General features: G+C 68.7%; 19 protein-coding genes. 11 read left to right on the top strand and 8 right to left on the bottom strand.

From position 1 onward, the window contains the following. The first annotated feature begins 100 nt into the window (after positions 1-100). The 6 genes from ACWDU4_RS20325 to ACWDU4_RS20300 all read left to right on the top strand — a co-directional run bounded on the left by ACWDU4_RS20325 (position 101) and on the right by ACWDU4_RS20300 (position 6,329). The gene (locus ACWDU4_RS20325) at positions 101-547 is read left to right on the top strand and encodes an HAD family hydrolase (protein ID WP_450115724.1); all 447 of its coding nucleotides are present in this window, start codon (positions 101-103) and stop codon (positions 545-547) included. Positions 548-560: 13 nt separating this feature from the next. Beyond that, entirely contained in the window at positions 561-2,036 is a 1,476-nt protein-coding gene (locus ACWDU4_RS20320; RefSeq protein WP_450115723.1) for a WS/DGAT/MGAT family O-acyltransferase, read from the top strand. A gap of 10 nt (positions 2,037-2,046) precedes the next feature. Beyond that, the gene (locus ACWDU4_RS20315) at positions 2,047-2,580 is read left to right on the top strand and encodes a DUF6912 family protein (RefSeq protein ID WP_450115722.1); all 534 of its coding nucleotides are present in this window, start codon (positions 2,047-2,049) and stop codon (positions 2,578-2,580) included. 82 nt (positions 2,581-2,662) lie between these two features. Then, positions 2,663-3,778: a ferredoxin reductase gene (locus tag ACWDU4_RS20310; protein ID WP_450115721.1), complete on the top strand. Its 1,116-nt coding sequence runs from the start codon at positions 2,663-2,665 to the stop codon at positions 3,776-3,778. Between the two features lie 8 nt (positions 3,779-3,786). Further along, complete coding sequence (locus ACWDU4_RS20305) at positions 3,787-4,998, top strand: fatty acid desaturase family protein (protein ID WP_450115720.1); 1,212 nt, start codon at positions 3,787-3,789, stop codon at positions 4,996-4,998. Between the two features lie 89 nt (positions 4,999-5,087). Continuing rightward, positions 5,088-6,329, top strand: a complete 1,242-nt coding sequence (locus ACWDU4_RS20300; protein ID WP_450115719.1) for a fatty acid desaturase family protein — start codon at positions 5,088-5,090, stop codon at positions 6,327-6,329. 344 nt (positions 6,330-6,673) lie between these two features. Here ACWDU4_RS20300 and rsgA read toward each other — a convergent pair whose 3' ends face one another. Beyond that, positions 6,674-7,717, bottom strand: a complete 1,044-nt coding sequence (rsgA, locus tag ACWDU4_RS20295; protein WP_450115718.1) for a ribosome small subunit-dependent GTPase A — start codon at positions 7,715-7,717, stop codon at positions 6,674-6,676. Further along, on the bottom strand, positions 7,675-8,970 hold the full coding sequence (gene aroA, locus ACWDU4_RS20290) for a 3-phosphoshikimate 1-carboxyvinyltransferase (RefSeq protein ID WP_450115717.1): 1,296 nt from the start codon (positions 8,968-8,970) through the stop codon (positions 7,675-7,677). Before aroA ends, rsgA begins: the two co-directional genes overlap by 43 nt. A 118-nt stretch (positions 8,971-9,088) precedes the next feature. On the opposite strand from aroA, the gene ACWDU4_RS20285 reads away from it, so the two are divergent. Next, the gene (locus ACWDU4_RS20285; protein WP_450115716.1) at positions 9,089-9,868 is read left to right on the top strand and encodes an SOS response-associated peptidase; all 780 of its coding nucleotides are present in this window, start codon (positions 9,089-9,091) and stop codon (positions 9,866-9,868) included. A gap of 134 nt (positions 9,869-10,002) precedes the next feature. Here the strand turns inward: ACWDU4_RS20285 and ACWDU4_RS20280 are convergent, their stop codons facing one another. Further along, positions 10,003-10,998 (bottom strand): LLM class flavin-dependent oxidoreductase, encoded by a 996-nt coding sequence (locus tag ACWDU4_RS20280; protein WP_450115757.1) that lies wholly within the window; start codon positions 10,996-10,998, stop codon positions 10,003-10,005. An 80-nt stretch (positions 10,999-11,078) separates the two neighbouring features. After that, entirely contained in the window at positions 11,079-11,573 is a 495-nt protein-coding gene (gene ybaK / locus ACWDU4_RS20275) for a Cys-tRNA(Pro) deacylase (RefSeq protein ID WP_450115715.1), read from the bottom strand. A gap of 230 nt (positions 11,574-11,803) precedes the next feature. Here ybaK and ACWDU4_RS20270 point away from each other — a divergent pair, with 230 nt between their 5' ends. Both ACWDU4_RS20270 and rsrA read left to right on the top strand, forming a co-directional pair. Beyond that, complete coding sequence (locus tag ACWDU4_RS20270; RefSeq protein ID WP_450115756.1) at positions 11,804-12,454, top strand: sigma-70 family RNA polymerase sigma factor; 651 nt, start codon at positions 11,804-11,806, stop codon at positions 12,452-12,454. Then, on the top strand, positions 12,451-12,732 hold the full coding sequence (gene rsrA / locus ACWDU4_RS20265) for a mycothiol system anti-sigma-R factor (RefSeq protein WP_450115714.1): 282 nt from the start codon (positions 12,451-12,453) through the stop codon (positions 12,730-12,732). Before ACWDU4_RS20270 ends, rsrA begins: the two co-directional genes overlap by 4 nt. 129 nt (positions 12,733-12,861) lie before the next feature. On the opposite strand, the gene ACWDU4_RS20260 is transcribed toward rsrA, so the two are convergent. The 3 genes from ACWDU4_RS20260 to ACWDU4_RS20250 all read right to left on the bottom strand — a co-directional run bounded on the left by ACWDU4_RS20260 (position 12,862) and on the right by ACWDU4_RS20250 (position 14,569). Next, positions 12,862-13,593 carry a hypothetical protein gene (locus ACWDU4_RS20260; RefSeq protein ID WP_450115713.1) on the bottom strand — a complete coding sequence of 244 codons (732 nt, stop codon included), beginning with the start codon at positions 13,591-13,593 and terminating at the stop codon, positions 12,862-12,864. A 21-nt stretch (positions 13,594-13,614) separates the two neighbouring features. Then, positions 13,615-14,250, bottom strand: a complete 636-nt coding sequence (locus tag ACWDU4_RS20255) for a hypothetical protein (RefSeq protein ID WP_450115712.1) — start codon at positions 14,248-14,250, stop codon at positions 13,615-13,617. A 244-nt stretch (positions 14,251-14,494) separates the two neighbouring features. Beyond that, positions 14,495-14,569: a 50S ribosomal protein bL37 gene (locus ACWDU4_RS20250; protein WP_095887907.1), complete on the bottom strand. Its 75-nt coding sequence runs from the start codon at positions 14,567-14,569 to the stop codon at positions 14,495-14,497. A gap of 98 nt (positions 14,570-14,667) precedes the next feature. Between ACWDU4_RS20250 and ACWDU4_RS20245 the strand changes: the two genes are divergently transcribed. Together ACWDU4_RS20245 and ACWDU4_RS20240 are read left to right on the top strand one after the other, a co-directional pair. Then, entirely contained in the window at positions 14,668-14,883 is a 216-nt protein-coding gene (locus ACWDU4_RS20245) for a biotin/lipoyl-binding carrier protein (protein ID WP_450115711.1), read from the top strand. Positions 14,884-14,895: 12 nt separating this feature from the next. After that, entirely contained in the window at positions 14,896-16,410 is a 1,515-nt protein-coding gene (locus ACWDU4_RS20240; protein WP_450115710.1) for a sensor histidine kinase, read from the top strand. Between the two features lie 66 nt (positions 16,411-16,476). Here the strand turns inward: ACWDU4_RS20240 and ACWDU4_RS20235 are convergent, their stop codons facing one another. Continuing rightward, a complete protein-coding gene (locus ACWDU4_RS20235; RefSeq protein WP_007537924.1) occupies positions 16,477-16,731 on the bottom strand; it encodes a WhiB family transcriptional regulator in 255 nt (84 codons plus the stop codon). Between the last annotated feature and the right edge of the window lie 6 nt (positions 16,732-16,737).

Raw genomic sequence — 16,737 nt, 5'->3', positions numbered from 1 at the left:
CGGGGAGAGAATCGCACGAATCGTCCTCGACCGCACGGTTTCCGCGGAACGAGGGGGCGGTGGTGCCTGGGATCGGGAGACACGCCCTAGGGTTGGCCCAATGAGGGGTCTGGTACTCGACTTCGGAGGCGTCCTCGACGGCGCACAGCCCGACCCGGACCCGCTGCGCGGGCTGGTCGACGAGCTCCGTGCGCGGGGGGTGCGGACCGTGCTGCTCAGCAACGACCCGGGTGGTCCGGGTGGCGCGGCGCTCCGGAATCTCGGCGGCGGGCGGTTCGTCGACGAGGTCGTCCTGTCCGGTGACGTCGGCCTGGCCAAACCCGATCCCCGGATCTACCGGCACGCGGCCCGACTGCTCGACATCGAGCCCGGGCAGTGTGTGTTCGTCGACGACCTGACGGTCAACGTTCGCGGTGCGGTCGCGGCGGGCATGGTCGGAGTCCATCATGTGGACGTGGACGTCACGGTGGCGGAACTGCGGATACTGTTCGACCCTGACACCGGCGTGCCGGGCGACAGCGCGAACTCCGGTACGGGGGACACATGAACACGGGGGTGGCATGGACAGCAGGCTGAGCACGCAGGACGCGTCCTTCTACTTCTTGGAGGCGAGCAGCACTCCGATGCATCTCGGATCGTTGGCGATCCTGCGCGCACCGGAGGGCGGCCTGGACTACGAGGACCTGCTCACGCACGTCGAGAAGCGGTTGCCCCTGGTCCCGCGCTATCGGCAACGGGTGCGCGAGGTGGTGTTCGGGTTGGCGCGGCCGGTGTGGGTCGACGACCGCGACTTCGACATCACCTACCACGTGCGGCGTTCGGCACTGCCCAAGCCGGGCTCCGACGAACAGTTGCACGACCTGGTCGCGCGCCTGACGTCGCGGCCACTGGACCGCAGCCGGCCGCTGTGGGAGATGTACCTGGTGGAAGGACTGGCGGAGGACCGCATCGCGATCTTCACCAAGTCGCACTCGGCGCTGGTCGACGGTGTCGACGCGCTCGAGATCGGCCAAGTGATCTTCGACCGGTGCGACCAACCGCGGGAGGTGCCGGAGGAACTGTGGATGCCCGGGCGCGAACCCCGGGAGGCCGAGTTGGTGCTCGGTGCGCTCGCGGAGATGATCGCGCGGCCGGCCGAGGGGGCGGCGACGGTGAAGGCGCTCGTCGGGGACGTGGTCGGGACCGCGACCAGCGCGGTCGGGAACGTCGCTGCGTTGTTGCGGACCGCGGCGACCGCCGCACCGGCGTCACCGTTGAACGCGACGATCTCGCGTAATCGCCGATTCGCCACCGCGAAGACCTCGCTCGAGGAGTACCGGACCGTGCGCCGCCGGTTCGGGTGCACGGTGAACGACGTGATTCTGGCGGTGCTGACCGGGGCGTTGCGGAACTGGCTGCTCTCGCGCGGTGAGCCGGTCACCGCGTTCTCCACGGTACGAGCGATGGTGCCGATCGCGATCGACGTGTCGTCGCCCGACAGCGCCGTCGGAGCGCCGATCACCGACACCGAGCGTGGAGCGCCGACCACCGACGTCGAGGGCGGGGCGGAGCGGCTCGCGGGCGACGAGCCGCGCGGTGACGAGCGCCGCGCCTCGTCGTTGCTGATCGACCTGCCGGTGGGGGAGCCGAATCCCGTTGTGCGACTGTCGCACATCGCGCACGCAACGGAGGCGCACACCCGTCAGAACCGGACGGTGGCGGCGCAGACGCTGGTGCGGGTGTCCGGGACCGCGCCGGCGACACTGCACGCGATGGGACTGCGAATGGCGAGTGGGCTGTCGCAGCGGATGTTCAACGTGATGATCACCAACGCGCCCGGGCCGCAGTCGACGCTGTGCCTCGGCGGCGCCGAGTTGCTCGAGACCTATCCGGTGTCGCCGCTGATCCGAAACCAGGCGGTGAGCATCGGCCTGACGTCGTACGACGGGCACGTCTACTACGGTTTGAACGGTGACCGGGATGCGATGTCCGATGTCGACGTGCTGACCGGGTTGCTGTACGAAGCGCTCGACGAGTTGCTTGAAGCCTGCCGGTGAAGGGGAATGCATGAGGGTTTACGTGCCCGCCACGATCGCGATGCTGCAGCGGCTGGTCGCCGAGGAGGAGCTGAACCCGATCAGCCGGACGGCGTTCGCGGTGACGCCGACACTGCGCGAGGCATACGCCGCCGGGGACGACGACGAGCTTGCCGAGGTCGCGATGAACGAGGCCGCACGGGCGTCGCTGCGGTTGATCGCGACGGAGGCCGGCGACGTGGAGGCCGGTGAGGCGGGTTCCGCCGAGCCGGGGGCGGTAGTGTACCGGCGGGCCGTGATCGCGGCCGATGTGGACGAGGTGACGCTGCGACCGGACCTCGACGACGCCGTGGTGCGGCTCGCGGCACCGCTGCCGCTGTCGGCGGTGGCATCGGTGCACGTGGACCTGTCGGAGGCCGAGCAGGCGATCGAGCGGGCCGCGTCGGTCGTGGACGCGGCGGACCTCGGCGACGCGGATGCCGAGTTCGTCCTCGGTGACGCGGAGGACCACGATCTGGCCTGGTATGCCACCCAGGAACTGCCCTTCCTGCTCGAACTGCTCTGACAGAGCCGCGGACTGCGTGACAGGCCGCGCCACCTGCGGGTAACCTACGGACCCGTAACCTATCCGAGTGGACGGAAGTTTGATGGGCTTGAGGAAGTGGCTCGAGGCGCCGGCGGCAGATGTGTCGGCACCGCGACGGCCGAGTGTGAACATGCTGCGCGGGGCGGTGACCCGAGTCACGACCCCGCTGTTGCCGGACGACTTCCTGCATCTGGCGAATCCGTTGTGGTCGGCGCGCGAACTCCGCGGCAAGATCGTCGAGGTTCGCAAGGAGACGTGCGACTCGGCGACCCTCGTCATCAGGCCGGGCTGGGGATTCGACTTCGACTACCAGCCCGGCCAGTACATCGGCATCGGCCTTCTCGTCGACGGCCGCTTCCACTGGCGCTCGTACTCGCTCACGTCGCCGCCGAGCCGGGACCGGAAGCTGATCACGATCGCGGTCAAGGCGATGCCCGAGGGCCGGCTGTCAAGCCATCTGATCAACGGCGTGCCTGCGGGCACCGTGGTGCGCCTGGCCGCGCCGCAGGGCAACTTCTCGCTGCCGGAACCGCCGCCGGAGAAGATCCTCTTCATCACCGCGGGCAGCGGCGTCACGCCGGTGATGGCGATGCTGCGGTCGATGGTGCGCCGGGGCACGGTGCCGGACGTGGTGCACGTGCACTCCGCGCCGACGGAACAGGATGTGATGTTCGGCGAGGAGTTGGCGGCGCTGCACGACTCGCACCCGACCTTCGTCTCGCACGTCCAGCACACCCGCACCGGCGGCCGGTTCAAGCTGGCCGACCTCGACGAGATGTACCCGGACTGGCGGGAGCGGCAGACCTGGGCGTGCGGTCCGGTGAAGATGCTCGACGAGGTCGAGAAGGTGTGGGCCGAGGCCGGGATCGCGGACCGGCTGCACACCGAGCGGTTCACGATCTCGCGTGCCGACTTGTCAGGCCAGGGCGGCACTGTGACCTTCGCCAAGTCGGAGCGCTCCGCCGAGGTCGACGGCGCCACGACCGTGCTGGAGGCCGGAGAGAACCTTGGTGTGCAGATGCCGTTCGGCTGCCGGATGGGAATCTGCCAGACGTGTGTTGCCCCGCTGCTGTCCGGGCATGTGCGGGATCTGCGGTCCGGTCGGGAGCACGGCGAGGGTGAACGGGTGCAGACCTGTATCTCGGTCGCTGCCGGCGACTGCACCATCGACCTGTAGCGCCGATCATGGCCATCACGGACATCAAGGAATTTTCGCACCTGACCGAGGCCGACATCGAGGCGCTCGGGCGGGAGATGGATGCGATCCGGCGGGACGTGGAGAACTCGCGCGGCGCCGCCGACGCGCGGTACGTCCACAATGTGATCCGCCTGCAGCGGGCCCTGGAGATCGGCGGCCGGGCGATCCTGTTCGGCAGCCGGTACCGGCCGGCCTGGCTGGCGGGGACCGCGATGCTCGGCGTCGCGAAGATCGTCGAGAACATGGAGCTCGGGCACAACATCGTGCACGGGCAGTGGGACTGGATGAACGATCCGGAGATCCACTCGACCACCTGGGAATGGGACCAGACCGGTCCGTCGTCGCAGTGGAAGCGGGCGCACAACTACTCGCACCACACGTACACGAACGTCGTCGGGATGGACGAGGACGTCCAGTTCGGAATCATCCGGATCACCCGGGACGTGCCGTGGCGGCCGGTCAATCTGCTGCAGCCAGTGGCGAACGTCGTCCTCGCGGTGGGCTTCGAGTGGGGCATCGCGCTGCACGACTGGCACATCACCCGCGAGGCCGAGGCCGCCCGCGGCGACGATCATCGCCGCGAGGTGGATCGGGAGTTCGCCCGCAAGGCGACCCGGCAGGTGGTCAAGGACTTCGTCATCTTCCCGGCGTTGACCGGGCCCGCCTGGCGCACCACCCTGACGGCGAACGCGGCGGCGAATGTGATCCGCAACGTGTGGGCACACGCGGTGATCTTCTGTGGGCACTTCCCGGACGGTGCCGAGAAGTTCACGATCGAGGAGCACGAGCGGGAGACGAAACCTCAGTGGTACCTGCGCCAGTTGCTGGGCAGCGCCAACATCTCCGGGGGCCGGGTGATGGACTTCATGACCGGCAACCTCAGCTACCAGATCGAACACCACCTCTTCCCCGACCTGCCGAGCAACCGGTTGCGTGAGGTGTCGGTGCGCGTTCGGGCGCTGTGCGACAAGTACGACCTGCCGTACACGACCGGGCCGCTCTCGCGTCAGTACCTGTTGTCCCTGCGGACCGTGCTCAAGCTGGCACTACCCGACCGGCTTCTGAAGGCGACCTCCGACGACGCGCCGGAGACCTCCTCGGAACGGAAGTTCCGCGATTCCGGCTCGGCGCGCGTCGATCCGGTGACCGGACGGCGGTCGGGGTTGCGGTCGGCGTTGCGGCGACTTCGCGGTTTGTGATTCACCTCACAGCAATGGATCGGTAACCTACGCAGGCGTAACCTACGGTACGGTAAGCCGGTAATTCGAAGTTCAGGACCGGGAGAGCCATGGCTATTTCAGACATCAAGGAGTACGCGCACCTGACCGAGGCCGACATCGAGGCCCTCGGTCGGGAACTGGACGCGATCCGCCGTGACGTCGAGGAGTCCCGCGGCGAGCGTGACGCCCGGTATCTGCGCAACACCATCCGGCTGCAGCGTTCCCTCGAGATCGGCGGCCGGGCCGTGTTGTTCGGCAGCCGGAAGCGCCCGCTGTGGCTGCTCGGCGCGGGCATGCTCGGCGTCGCCAAGATCATCGAGAACATGGAGCTCGGGCACAACGTGATGCACGGGCAGTGGGACTGGATGAACGACCCCGAGGTGCACTCCGCGAACTGGGAGTGGGACAACGCCGGGCCGTCGGCGCACTGGAAGCAGACCCACAACTACCTGCATCACAAGTACACCAACATCCTCGGCATGGACGACGATGTGGGATACGGCCTGCTGCGCGTGACCCGCGACCAGCGCTGGAAGCCGTTCAATGCCGGCAACGTGGTCTACAACACGGTTCTCGCCCTGGCGTTCCAGTACGGCGTCGCGGCGCAGCACCTCGAGCTCGGCAAGGTGGCCAAGGGGCGCGACGACCGAGAGGAGACCAAGCGCAAGCTGCGCGAGGTCGGCGAGAAGATCGGCAAGCAGGTCGTCAAGGACTACGTGGTGTTCCCGGCGCTGACCGGCAAGGCATGGAAGTCCACCATGACCGCGAACCTGACCGCCAACGTGATCCGCAACGTGTGGACCAACGCCGTCATCTTCTGTGGCCACTTCCCGGACGGTGCCGAGAAGTTCACCAAGGAGGACGTCGACAAGGAGACGCAGGCCCAGTGGTACCTGCGGCAGATGCTGGGCAGCGCCAACATCTCGGGCGGCCGGGTGATGGACTTCATGACCGGCAACCTCAGCTACCAGATCGAGCACCACATCTTCCCGGATCTGCCGTCGAACCGTTACGCGGAGATCGCGGTGCGGGTGCGCGAACTGTGTGACAAGTACGACCTGCCGTACACCACGGGTCCGCTGCTGGTGCAGTACGGCAAGGCGTGGCGCACGATCGCCAAGCTGTCGCTGCCGAACAAGTACCTCCACGACACCGTCGACGATGCGCCGGAAACGGCGTCCGAACGCAGGTGGGAGGGGCGCGAGGCCGTTCTCACCGTGGATCCCACGACCGGACGCGCGCGCGGACTGAAGACCGCCATCCGGGAATCGCGGAAGCGGCGCGGCATCCGGAAACTGCTGCCTCGCTGAGTGTTCTGTGGGTCGAGTCACCCTCGTTGGGCCCCGCCGGAAACGGCGGGGCCCAACGGCGTTTCGGGCTGCTACTCGTCGGATCCGACGATCGACGAACCGAGGTTCAGCAGGATCTTGATGCTGTCGGTGAAGTTGCCGAGAAGGGCGGAACCGGCTTCGAGAAACGCATCACTCATCAGTACTCCTTGGGTCGTGACGGTGGGAGGGCTCCCACCTGTGTCGTGACTTGCGGGCTGATTCGAATCAGAGTTGAGCCCGTACAGCGTAAGACCGGTGGAGTAACGATCAAGGAGTTCTCGAGCGAATTGACCCAATCGTGACCCGAAGGCGCTGGTCGAGGGTCACCAGGCCTCGTTGGACGACAGTGCCACCAGCAGCTGCCGCACCGCGCCCGCCCGGCGGGCCGCCTGCCCCTCGAGATGGTCGAGCGCGCACTCCGGGTCCGCGGGAGGTCCGAGGTGCGTGCACCCGCGCGGGCAGTCCTCGATCGCGGCCGCCAGATCGGTGAACGCCCCCATCACGTCGTCGGGGGAGATGTGTGCGAGGCCGAACGAGCGGATACCCGGAGTGTCGACGACCCAGCCGCGCGGCGCGTCGGCCGCGCTCGGCAACGGCAGCGCCACCGACTGCGTGGACGTGTGCCGGCCCTTGCCGACGCCCGACACCACTCCGGTGGCCCGATCCGCCTCGGGGACAAGCCGATTGACGAGCGTCGACTTGCCCACTCCGGAGTGGCCGATCAGGGCGGTGAGCTTCCCTGCGAGAATGTGTTTCACGGCGGTGAGGGGTTCGGACGTGCCCGCCAGCACCACCGGCACGTCGAGGTCCTCGAAGGCGGCGGCGAATTCACGGTGATCCGCGAGATCGCCCTTCGTCAGGCACAGGATCGGCTCCAACCCGCCGACGTAGGCGGCGACCAGTGCCCGCTCGACGAATCCCGTCCGCGGCGGCGGGTCGGCCAGCGCGACGACGATCAGCAGCTGGGAGGCGTTCGCGACCACCACGCGCTCGTACGGATCCGTGTCGTCCGCGGTCCGGCGCAGCACCGTCGACCGGTCCTCGACCCGCACGATCCGGGCCAGGGTGTCGACCCGGCCGGAGACGTCGCCGACCACGCCGACCCGGTCCCCGACGACGATCGGGGTGCGGCCGAGTTCGCGTGCCCGCATCGCCACCACCGGCCGGTCGGGGTCGCCGTCCAGCACGCATCCCCAGCGTCCGCGGTCCACCGAGACGACCATCGCGATCTCGGCGGCTTTGTGCTCGGGCCGGGTCTTGGTGCGCGGCCGGGAGCCCTTGCCCGGGCGGATCCGGACGTCGGACTCGTCGTACCGGCGCGCGCTCAGGAGCGCGCCCCGATCTGGTCCTGGAGCATTGTCTCCCAAAGGTTCTCGAAGCCTGGCAGGGTTTTCGCCGTGGTGCCCACGTCGTCGACGTCGACACCGGGCACGACCAGACCGAGGATCGCGCCTGCGGTGGCCATCCGGTGGTCGGCATACGAACGCCACACGCCGCCGTGCAGGGGGCAGGGATCGATGTGCAGGCCGTCCGGGGTCTCGGTGACCGCGCCGCCGAGATTGTTGATCTCGGTGGACAGCGCCGCGAGCCGGTCGGTTTCGTGACCGCGCAGGTGCGCGATGCCCCGCAGGGTCGACGGGGAGTCGGCGAGGGCGGCCAGTGCCGCCACCGTCGGCGTCAGCTCGCCGATGTCGTGCAGGTCGATGTCGATGCCGCGCAGGCGTTCCGGCCCGGCCACCGTCAGCAAGGAATCCCGCAGGGACACGGTCGCCCCCATGTCGGTGAGGATGCCGCGGATCGCGTCGCCCGGCTGGGTGGTCACCGAAGGCCACAGCGGCACACTCACGGAGCCTCCGGTCACCGCCGCCGCGGCGAGGAACGAGGTCGCGTTCGACAGGTCCGGCTCCACGACCCAGTCGACCGCCGCGACAGGGCCCGGCTCGACCCGCCAGGTGGCCGGCTGACCGGCGCCCGGCGTGTGCACCCGGACCCCGGCCCGGCGGAGCATCTCGACCGTCATGTCGATGTGCGGCATCGACGGCACCGACGCGCCGTCGTGGTGCACGGTCACGCCGTCGCTGAATCTGGCGGCCGAGAGCAGCAAGCCCGACACGAACTGCGACGACCCGGACGCGTCGATCGTCACCTCACCGCCGGCGACGGAACCGCGGCCGGTGACGGTGAACGGCAGACCGTCACCGTCGATCGCCACCCCGAGTCCGCGAAGCCCGTCGAGGATCGTGGCCAGCGGGCGGGTGCGGGCCTGCTCGTCCCCGTCGAAAGCGACGACGCCGTCCGCGAGGGCGGCCACCGGCGGCAGAAACCGCATCACCGTTCCCGCCAGCCCGCAGTCGACCGCCCCGCCGTGCAACGGGCCGGGAGTCACACGCAGAGTGGTGGGGGAGCCGACCTCGGTGATGTCGACTCCCAGGGACCGCAGGCCGTCGATCATCAGATCGGTGTCGCGGCTGCGCAGGGTCCCGGTGACGGTGGACGGCCCGCTCGCGAGCGCCGCGAGGATCAGGGCCCGGTTGGTGATCGACTTCGACCCGGGCAGGGTCACGGTCGCGTGCACGGGCGATTCGGCGAGGGGCGCTCTCCACAGACTCACGGGCTCCATCTTCCCGCATCGCGCCGCGAGCCGGTGCAGGGGCACACAGCGCATGTCGGTGGGCACGCATGCCTGTCGGTGGGCACGCCCACTGCGCATGTCGGTGGGCACGCCCACAATGGGTGGCATGTGCGGCAGATACGCGACGACCGTCGACCCGGCCCTGCTCGCGGTCGAGCTGGACGCGATCGACGAGACGGGGTCGGCGCCACCCCAACCGTCGGAGCGCTACAACGTCGCGCCGACCGACCCGGTGCTGGCCGTGGTCGCCCGCCACGATCGCGAACATCCGGAGGACTTGGCGACCCGGCGGATCCGCCGGATGCGGTGGGGACTGCTGCCGCCGTGGACGAAGGCCGGCGACGACGGTGCGCCGGTGCGGTCGGCGCCGCTGTTCAATGCCCGCGCCGACACCGCCTCCACGAAGCCGGCGTTCCGGGCCGCGCTCAAGACCAAGCGCGCACTGGTGCCGATGGACGGCTGGTACGAGTGGACCAGCGAACCACGCCCCGGCGGCAAGGTCGCCAAGGTGCCGCACTTCATGACGCCCGCGGACGGGTCGCGGTTCTTCATGGCCGGCCTGTGGTCGGTGTGGCACGCGCCCGGCTCCCGCGCCGCGCCGCTGCTGAGCTGCACGATCCTGACGACCGATGCGGTCGGGGACCTCCAGTCGGTGCACGACCGGATGCCGCTGATCGTGACTCCGGAGCACTGGGACCGGTGGCTCGATCCCGATGTCGACGTCCCGGTCGAGCTGCTCGCCGGTGTTGACGAGCAGGTCGCCGCGGGCATCGAGATCCGACTCGTCTCGGATCGCGTGAACAGCGTCCGCAACGACGGCCCCGACCTGATCGCTCCTGCCGGGCCGCCCGGCTCGGCGGTCGGGGAGCAGATCAGCCTGCTCTGACCCCGAACCGCCCGGTGCCACCCTGTCCGACCCCTGCCCGTTGTCCCGAATGGCCCATTCGGTCGGTTGAACAGACCGAATGGGCCATTCGGGAAGAAGACGAGGGAAGGACAGGGGCGGGCCTGCGAGCAGGGTCAGCGGGCGAGGGCGGCGAGGTCGCTGACCTCGGCGACCAGCTCCAGGGACCGCAGCCAGGCCGCACGCTCCGTCGCGGAGGAGACGACCATCAGCTCGTCGGCGCCGGTTCGTTCGGTGAAGGTGTCCAGATACTCGCGCACCCGCGTAGGTGTGCCGACGGCGGTGAAGCGCAACATCTGCAGCACCTGCTGACCGGCGGGGGACTCGAGCACCAGGTCCGTCTCCTCGGGCGTGAAGGTGCGGCCGCGACCGACGAACAACTGGACCCGCTTGCGCTTCGTTGCGGTGAACAGTCGCTGCGCCTCGTCCTCGGTGTCGGCGGCGATGACGTTGACGGCGGCGATCACGTACGGTTCCGCGAGCCGCGCGGAGGGCCGGAACTCGCGACGGTAGATCGCGATCGCGTCGTCGAGGGCGTTCGGCGCGAAGTGTGAGGCGAACGCGTACGGCAGGCCGAGCATCGCGGCCAGCTTCGCGCCGAACAGTGACGAGCCGAGGATGTACAGCGGCACGTTCGTGCCCTTACCGGGGGTGGCCTCGATCCCCGGGATGCGGGAGGGCCCGGTCAGGTAGCCCTGCAGTTCGAGCACGTCCTGGGGGAACGAGTCGGCGGACGCCGGGTCGCGGCGCAGCGCCCGCATCGTCTGCTGGTCGCTGCCCGGTGCGCGGCCGAGGCCGAGGTCGATGCGGCCCGGGTGCAGTTCGGCCAGGGTGCCGAACTGTTCGGCGATGGTCAGCGGGGAGTGGTTCGGCAGCATCACGCCGCCGGAACCGAGGCGGATGGTCTCGGTGTTCGCGGCGATGTGCGCGATCAGCACACTCGTCGCGGACGACGCGATGGACGGCATGTTGTGGTGCTCGGCGTACCAGATCCGTTGGTAGCCCTGCCGTTCCGCGGCCTGCGCCATCTGCACGCTGGCGCGGAAGCTGTCCCGGGCGCTCTCGCCCTCGCCGATCTGGGCGAGGTCGAGAATGGAGAGGGGGACGGTCACGAGGTACCCGCTTTCTGACACGAACAGACTTTGTTGTGAGGTGCAACAGTCGTCGCGGAGCTGATTGTTCCCCGGGTGCCTCAGCCGGCGGTGATCGGGGCGAGAACCGCACCCGTCAGTCGCACCAGGTCCCGCGGATCGAGGTCGATCTCCAGTCCACGCCGGCCCGCGCTGCACAGCACCCGGTCCCAGTCGGTGGCCGATGCGTCGATCACCGTCGGCAACTTCTTGCGCTGGCCGAGCGGGGAGATGCCGCCCAGCACGTATCCGGTGGAGCGCTGAGCCTCGGCCTGGTCCGCCATCACGGCCTTGCCTGCGCCCAACGCCGCCGCGGCAGCCTTCAGCGAGAGCTTCGCCGGCACCGGCAGGACCGCGACCGCGAGCTTGCCGTCGGAGGTCTTGATCACCAGCGTCTTGAATATCTGCGAGGCGTCGAGACCGAGTTCGCCGGCGAGGGCGTCGACCGCTTCGGTGCCGTAGGAGGCGCTGGAGGGGTCGTGGTCGTAGCTGTGGACCCGATGCGCAACCTTCGCCTTGACCAGGGCCTGTGTTGCCGGTGTCGCGGAACCTGCCATGTCTCGACACTGTAGAACCGCGCCTCGTGCCGGCTGTCGGCGGGAACACTCGGCGCCTCGTGGGTGTTGCACCGTGCACGTTGGTCCGTGTTGGAAAGGAGCCGCCCGTGTCGGTGAAGTGCCTGGAGCGTCCCGCTGGTCGCCGTGAGGGGAACCGTGTGGCGGTAGCCTGGATCTCTGACAAGAGCGAAGGGATCACCGTGCCCAACGACCTGAGCGAACCCCACGACATCGACCCGCCGGAGCCCTTGGCCTCCGATCCGGTCGTCGAGTCCGAGGCGGAGCTGACGCAGCGCTTCGAGCGCGACGCCCTGCCGCTGATCGATCAGCTGTACGGCGCCGCACTGCGGATGACGCGCAACCCGGCCGACGCCGAGGACCTCGTGCAGGAGACGTATGTCAAGGCGTACTCCGCGTTCCGGTCCTTCAAGGAGGGCACCAACCTCAAGGCGTGGCTGTACCGGATTCTGACGAACACCTACATCAACTCGTACCGCAAGAAGCAGCGGCAGCCGGCGCAGTACCCGACGGACGAGATCACCGACTGGCAGCTCGCCGCGACCGCCGAGCACACCTCGCAGGGTCTGCGCTCCGCGGAGGTCGAGGCGCTCGACGCGCTGCCCGACGACGACATCAAGAACGCGCTGCAGCAACTGCCGGAGGAGTTCCGGATGGCGGTGTACTACGCGGACGTCGAGGGCTTCCCGTACAAGGAGATCGCCGAGATCATGGGCACCCCGATCGGGACCGTGATGTCGCGGCTGCACCGCGGCCGCAAGCAACTGCGTGGACTGCTCGCCGACGTGGCCCGCGAACGAGGATTCAATCGAGGGGCCGCCGCCGCGGCCGCGACAGGCCAGGAGCAGGAGGCGTCCCGGTGAGCGAGCAGAACGAATTCGAGCGGCTCGACTGCTCCGCCGTGATTGCCGATGTATGGCTGATGCTCGACAACGAATGCGACGACCGGACCCGCGCCCGGCTGCAGCAGCACATGGAGGACTGCGGCTCCTGCTTCGAGGCGTACGGCATCGAGGCGAAGGTGAAGTCGTTGCTCGCCCGCAAGTGCGGTGGGGAGCACGCGCCGGACAGCCTGCGCCAGCGCCTGCGCATCCAGCTGAGCCAGACCACGATCATCACCCGGGTCGACCCGGGGCAGTAGGACCGACACAGCGAGCGACCCCGAGGAAGCCTCGGGGTCGCTCCCTGCCTGTTCGGGACGGGACCTGTCGACGGTTGTCGGAAAGCGTTCGAGCGGGTGTCGTCGAGCTGCACGAACGACCCGGACGGGTCAGCTGCCCAGCATCATTGAAACGAGATTGAGTGTCTCGTTGTCTCCCCGCCCGAGGTCGGCGCTACCGAAGCCCCAGAAGCCGTTGTCCCAGTCACCGCCACCGTAGTCGACGCAGAGGAAGCAGGGCTCAGCCTCGTAGCTGCGGATGTGAAACTGCAGCCCGATCGGATTCCAGGTCTGTTTGCCGAGTCCGTCGATGTCGACCGTCAGCCCGCTGTCGACGGACGAGCCGATTTCGTAGCTGTCCGGCGGGATGAAGAAGGACACCGAGACCGAGAGACGGCCGTGTTCGGTAGCGGGTATGTAGAAGCCGGGATCGGCGAAAGTGACGGTGTTGGCCGCTGCGTCGAACACAGGGGTGAGCTTCCAGTGCTCCTCGACATAGGGCTGGGTGAACCGCGTCACCGCCGCGCTGTCCGTGAAGTACTGGAGTTCGGGTGGCACATGGAAGGCGACGCTGTTGATGCGGCGCTCGGTCCGGTCTGTGGTCGTCAGCGATGCGTAATAGGTCACCATGGAGGAGTTCGTGACGACGTTGGTCGATGTACCCAACCCGCCCACAGCCCCTTCGACCTGTACGTTGTCGGCGGTCACGGTGACCGACCTCCCGGGGCCGAACTCGTCGGCTGCCGCGGTGCCGCCACCGGTGGCGAGTGTGCCGACCATCAGGCCGACGCCGGCGACGGTACGGGCGAGTCGCCGAAAAGCGTTGCGCGTATCGCGATTCATCGGAGTAACCGTCCTTTCGATTCAGCTTGCGGAGCCGGAGGCGAAGGGTGAGACCACGTGGACGTTCACTCCGATCGGATTTCGATCGAAGTCCGCAGTGTCGTTCCATCCACCCGCGCTGATGCCGCTCGCTATGACGTCACCCGGTTCGAATCTGTCTGCCCGGATGATGTAGGTCACCTCGTATACGAGGGCCCAACCTGGGCCCACCCAGATGTCGCCCGGGCGGAAACTCACGTGTGGGGTGTCGCCTTCGGGTGAGACGTACGGGGAGGTGTCGAGCGCGGTCTTCGTGCCGTTCGTGTCGGACAGGTAAAGGGTGCCCGTGACGAAGGTGAGACCGGGAGCGTACTCATCACTCACCCAGTTGAAGTACTCGGGCGCGTCGGTAGGTGAGAAGCTCGTCCGATACGTGACAGTCGATCCGGGGACTTTCTCGTTGCTGCCGACGACCTCCTTGTCGACGCGGTACTCGTCGGTCGTGACGGTGACGCTGCGATCGTCCTCGAGCGGTGCCGCGGCCGCGGTGCCGGTCGCGGCACCGGTGACGAACGCGCCCGCGATCAGGGTGGTGGCCGTTGCGGTGGCGAGGCGGGCGAGTGTGCGGTGGTGAGTGTGCCGGAAGACTGTCCGGAGTGGCGTGCGTGTGTGGGGCATGAGCCTCCTGTCGGGGCGGCATCGGCGGGTGTCCCTCGTGCCGCTGGGTGAGTGTCCGCGGCGGAGGTCGAGCTGCGCCGGTGCCCGACCAAGCCGAAACATACCGAGTGGTCCCCCGACCGCGTGCGCGCAATCGTAGGGGCGAAGGGCATGTCGTGGGGGCGAACCGTGGAAATGGTCCGCGTACGACACAGGGCCGGACCCCCGAAGGAATCCGGCCCTGTGTGAGGCTTCGTCTACGCGCTCAGGCGTTGGGACGCTTGCCGTGGTTGGCGGCACTGCCCTTACGGCTGCGCTTCTTGCGACCACGCTTACCCATGGTTGTCTCCCTTCTATCCGATCTCGCTCGGGGACATTCTTCCACGTGTGGTTGGCTGTACTTCCACTGGTAGGTCTCCAACACAAGCGAGGTGCTCGATGGCCGAAGACGTGCGCGCCGAGATGGTCTCCACCGTCTTCCAGGTGGTGGTGTCAGCAGGCGACGAGGTGAAGGAGGGGGACACCCTCGTGATCCTGGAGTCGATGAAGATGGAGATTCCGGTGATCGCGGAGATCGACGGCACCGTCACCTCCGTCGACGTCACCGTCGGCGACGTCATCCAGCAGGGCGACCTGATCGCCGTCATCGCCTGACCCGACCGTCCGATGTCGACGCTCAGCGATCTGCTCGCCGAACACACCGACCTGCCCGGGGAGGGCGTCGACCACCTGCAGCGGGTGGTCGGGGAGTGGCAGTTGCTGGCGGACCTGTCGTTCGCCGACGTCCTGCTGTGGGTGCCGACCGACGCCGGCGTCGCCGAGCCGGCCGGTGGTCCCCAGTTGGTGTGCGTCGCGCAGTGCCGGCCGACGACCGCGCCGACAGCCTTCGCGGAGGACGCGGTCGGCTGGGTTGCCTCGGACGTCGAACACCCGCACGTGCGCCAGGCACTGGCCGAGTGGCGGATCGTGCGGGTTCCGGACGGCCCGCCCGCCGAGGGAGCCCCGGTGCGGCGGGAGGCGATTCCGGTGCGTTGCAGCGGGGATGTGATCGCGGTGCTCAGCCGGGACACCAACCCGACGCAGCAGCGGCAGTCGAGCCCGCTGGAGGTCGCGTACCTGGACTGCGCCGCCGAGCTGTGCCAGATGATCAGCGAGGGCACCTTCCCGACCCCCGAGGAGCACAGCGAGATCCTGTCCAGCCCGCGTGCGGGGGACGGCTTCATCCGGCTCGACTCCGACGGCACCGTCGTCTACGCCAGCCCGAACGCCCTGTCGGCGTATCACCGGATGGGTCTGACCACGACGACGCTCAAGGGGCGGGACCTGGCGTCGGTGACCCGCACCCTGATCACCGACCCGTTCGACGCGCAGGACGTGGCCACCGACATCCGCGCGGCCCTGGCGGGCAAGGCGGGCAAGCGGATGGAGGTCGAGGCGCGCGGGGCGACGGTGCTGATGCGCACGCTGGTCCTGCGGCCGGGTGGTCAGCCCGCCGGCGCGGTGGTGCTCATCCGGGACGTCACCGAGGTCAAGCGCCGCGACCGGGCGCTGCTGAGCAAGGACGCGACGATCCGGGAGATCCATCACCGGGTGAAGAACAACCTGCAGACGGTGGCGGCGCTGCTGCGGTTGCAGGCCCGGCGTACCCAGCACGACGAGGCGCGGCAGGCCCTGGCCGAGTCGGTGCGTCGCGTCACGTCGATCGCGCTCGTGCACGACATCCTGTCGATGTCCGTCGACGAGGAGGTCAACCTCGACGAGGTCGTGGACCGGCTGGTGCCGATCATGGCGGACGTCGCGGTGGTCAACAGCACCGTGCAGATCCGCCGTGAGGGCAGTTTCGGGGTGTTCCCTGCCGAGCGTGCCACGCCGCTGGTCATGGTCCTGACGGAGCTGGTGCAGAACGCCATCGAGCACGGCTACGAGCCCGGCCAGGGCGGAACGGTGACGCTGCGCGCGACCCGGTCCGCGCGCTGGCTGGACGTGGTGATCCACGACGACGGCGCGGGCCTGCCGGACGGGTTCAGCCTCGAGCGGTCGGACAGTCTCGGTTTGCAGATCGTCCGCACCCTGGTGTCCGCGGAACTGAACGGCTCGCTGGGGCTGCGGCCCGCCCAGGGTGGGGGCACGGAGGCCGCGCTGCGGGTTCCGCTGGGCCGGCGCGCCGCGTCCCGCGTGTGATCGGTGCCGAATACGCGTGAGGCCCGGCACCTTTCGGTGCCGGGCCTCACGAGAAGTATTACGGTGTCAGACCGCGCTGCGGGCACGGGTGCGCGCGTTCCGACGCTTGAGCGCGCGCCGCTCGTCCTCGCTCATGCCGCCCCAGACGCCCGCGTCCTGGCCCGACTCGAGGGCCCACGACAGGCAGTCGGCGGTCACGGGGCAGCGGTTGCACACCAGCTTGGCGTCCGCGATCTGCGCGATGGCCGGTCCACTGTTTCCCACCGGGAAGAACAACTCCGGGTCCTCGTCCCGACAGATTGCCTTGTGGCGCCAGTCCATCCTTCT

This window comes from Rhodococcus sp. NPDC003348, assembly GCF_053589375.1.
The sequence above is the reverse complement of the archived record's forward strand: the minus strand, read 5'-3'. Positions and strand labels throughout refer to the sequence as shown.

Coding starts and splice junctions, on each gene's coding strand:
- ACWDU4_RS20300 (WP_450115719.1), top strand. CDS start 5,088: ATGGCTATTTCAGACATCAAGGAGTACGCGCACCTGACCGAGGCCGAC.
- ACWDU4_RS20305 (WP_450115720.1), top strand. CDS start 3,787: ATGGCCATCACGGACATCAAGGAATTTTCGCACCTGACCGAGGCCGAC.
- ACWDU4_RS20245 (WP_450115711.1), top strand. CDS start 14,668: ATGGCCGAAGACGTGCGCGCCGAGATGGTCTCCACCGTCTTCCAGGTG.
- ACWDU4_RS20285 (WP_450115716.1), top strand. CDS start 9,089: ATGTGCGGCAGATACGCGACGACCGTCGACCCGGCCCTGCTCGCGGTC.
- aroA (WP_450115717.1), bottom strand. CDS start 8,970: ATGGAGCCCGTGAGTCTGTGGAGAGCGCCCCTCGCCGAATCGCCCGTG.
- ACWDU4_RS20325 (WP_450115724.1), top strand. CDS start 101: ATGAGGGGTCTGGTACTCGACTTCGGAGGCGTCCTCGACGGCGCACAG.
- ACWDU4_RS20260 (WP_450115713.1), bottom strand. CDS start 13,593: ATGAATCGCGATACGCGCAACGCTTTTCGGCGACTCGCCCGTACCGTC.
- ACWDU4_RS20320 (WP_450115723.1), top strand. CDS start 561: ATGGACAGCAGGCTGAGCACGCAGGACGCGTCCTTCTACTTCTTGGAG.
- ACWDU4_RS20310 (WP_450115721.1), top strand. CDS start 2,663: ATGGGCTTGAGGAAGTGGCTCGAGGCGCCGGCGGCAGATGTGTCGGCA.
- ACWDU4_RS20235 (WP_007537924.1), bottom strand. CDS start 16,731: ATGGACTGGCGCCACAAGGCAATCTGTCGGGACGAGGACCCGGAGTTG.
- ACWDU4_RS20255 (WP_450115712.1), bottom strand. CDS start 14,250: ATGCCCCACACACGCACGCCACTCCGGACAGTCTTCCGGCACACTCAC.
- ACWDU4_RS20315 (WP_450115722.1), top strand. CDS start 2,047: ATGAGGGTTTACGTGCCCGCCACGATCGCGATGCTGCAGCGGCTGGTC.
- ACWDU4_RS20240 (WP_450115710.1), top strand. CDS start 14,896: ATGTCGACGCTCAGCGATCTGCTCGCCGAACACACCGACCTGCCCGGG.
- ybaK (WP_450115715.1), bottom strand. CDS start 11,573: ATGGCAGGTTCCGCGACACCGGCAACACAGGCCCTGGTCAAGGCGAAG.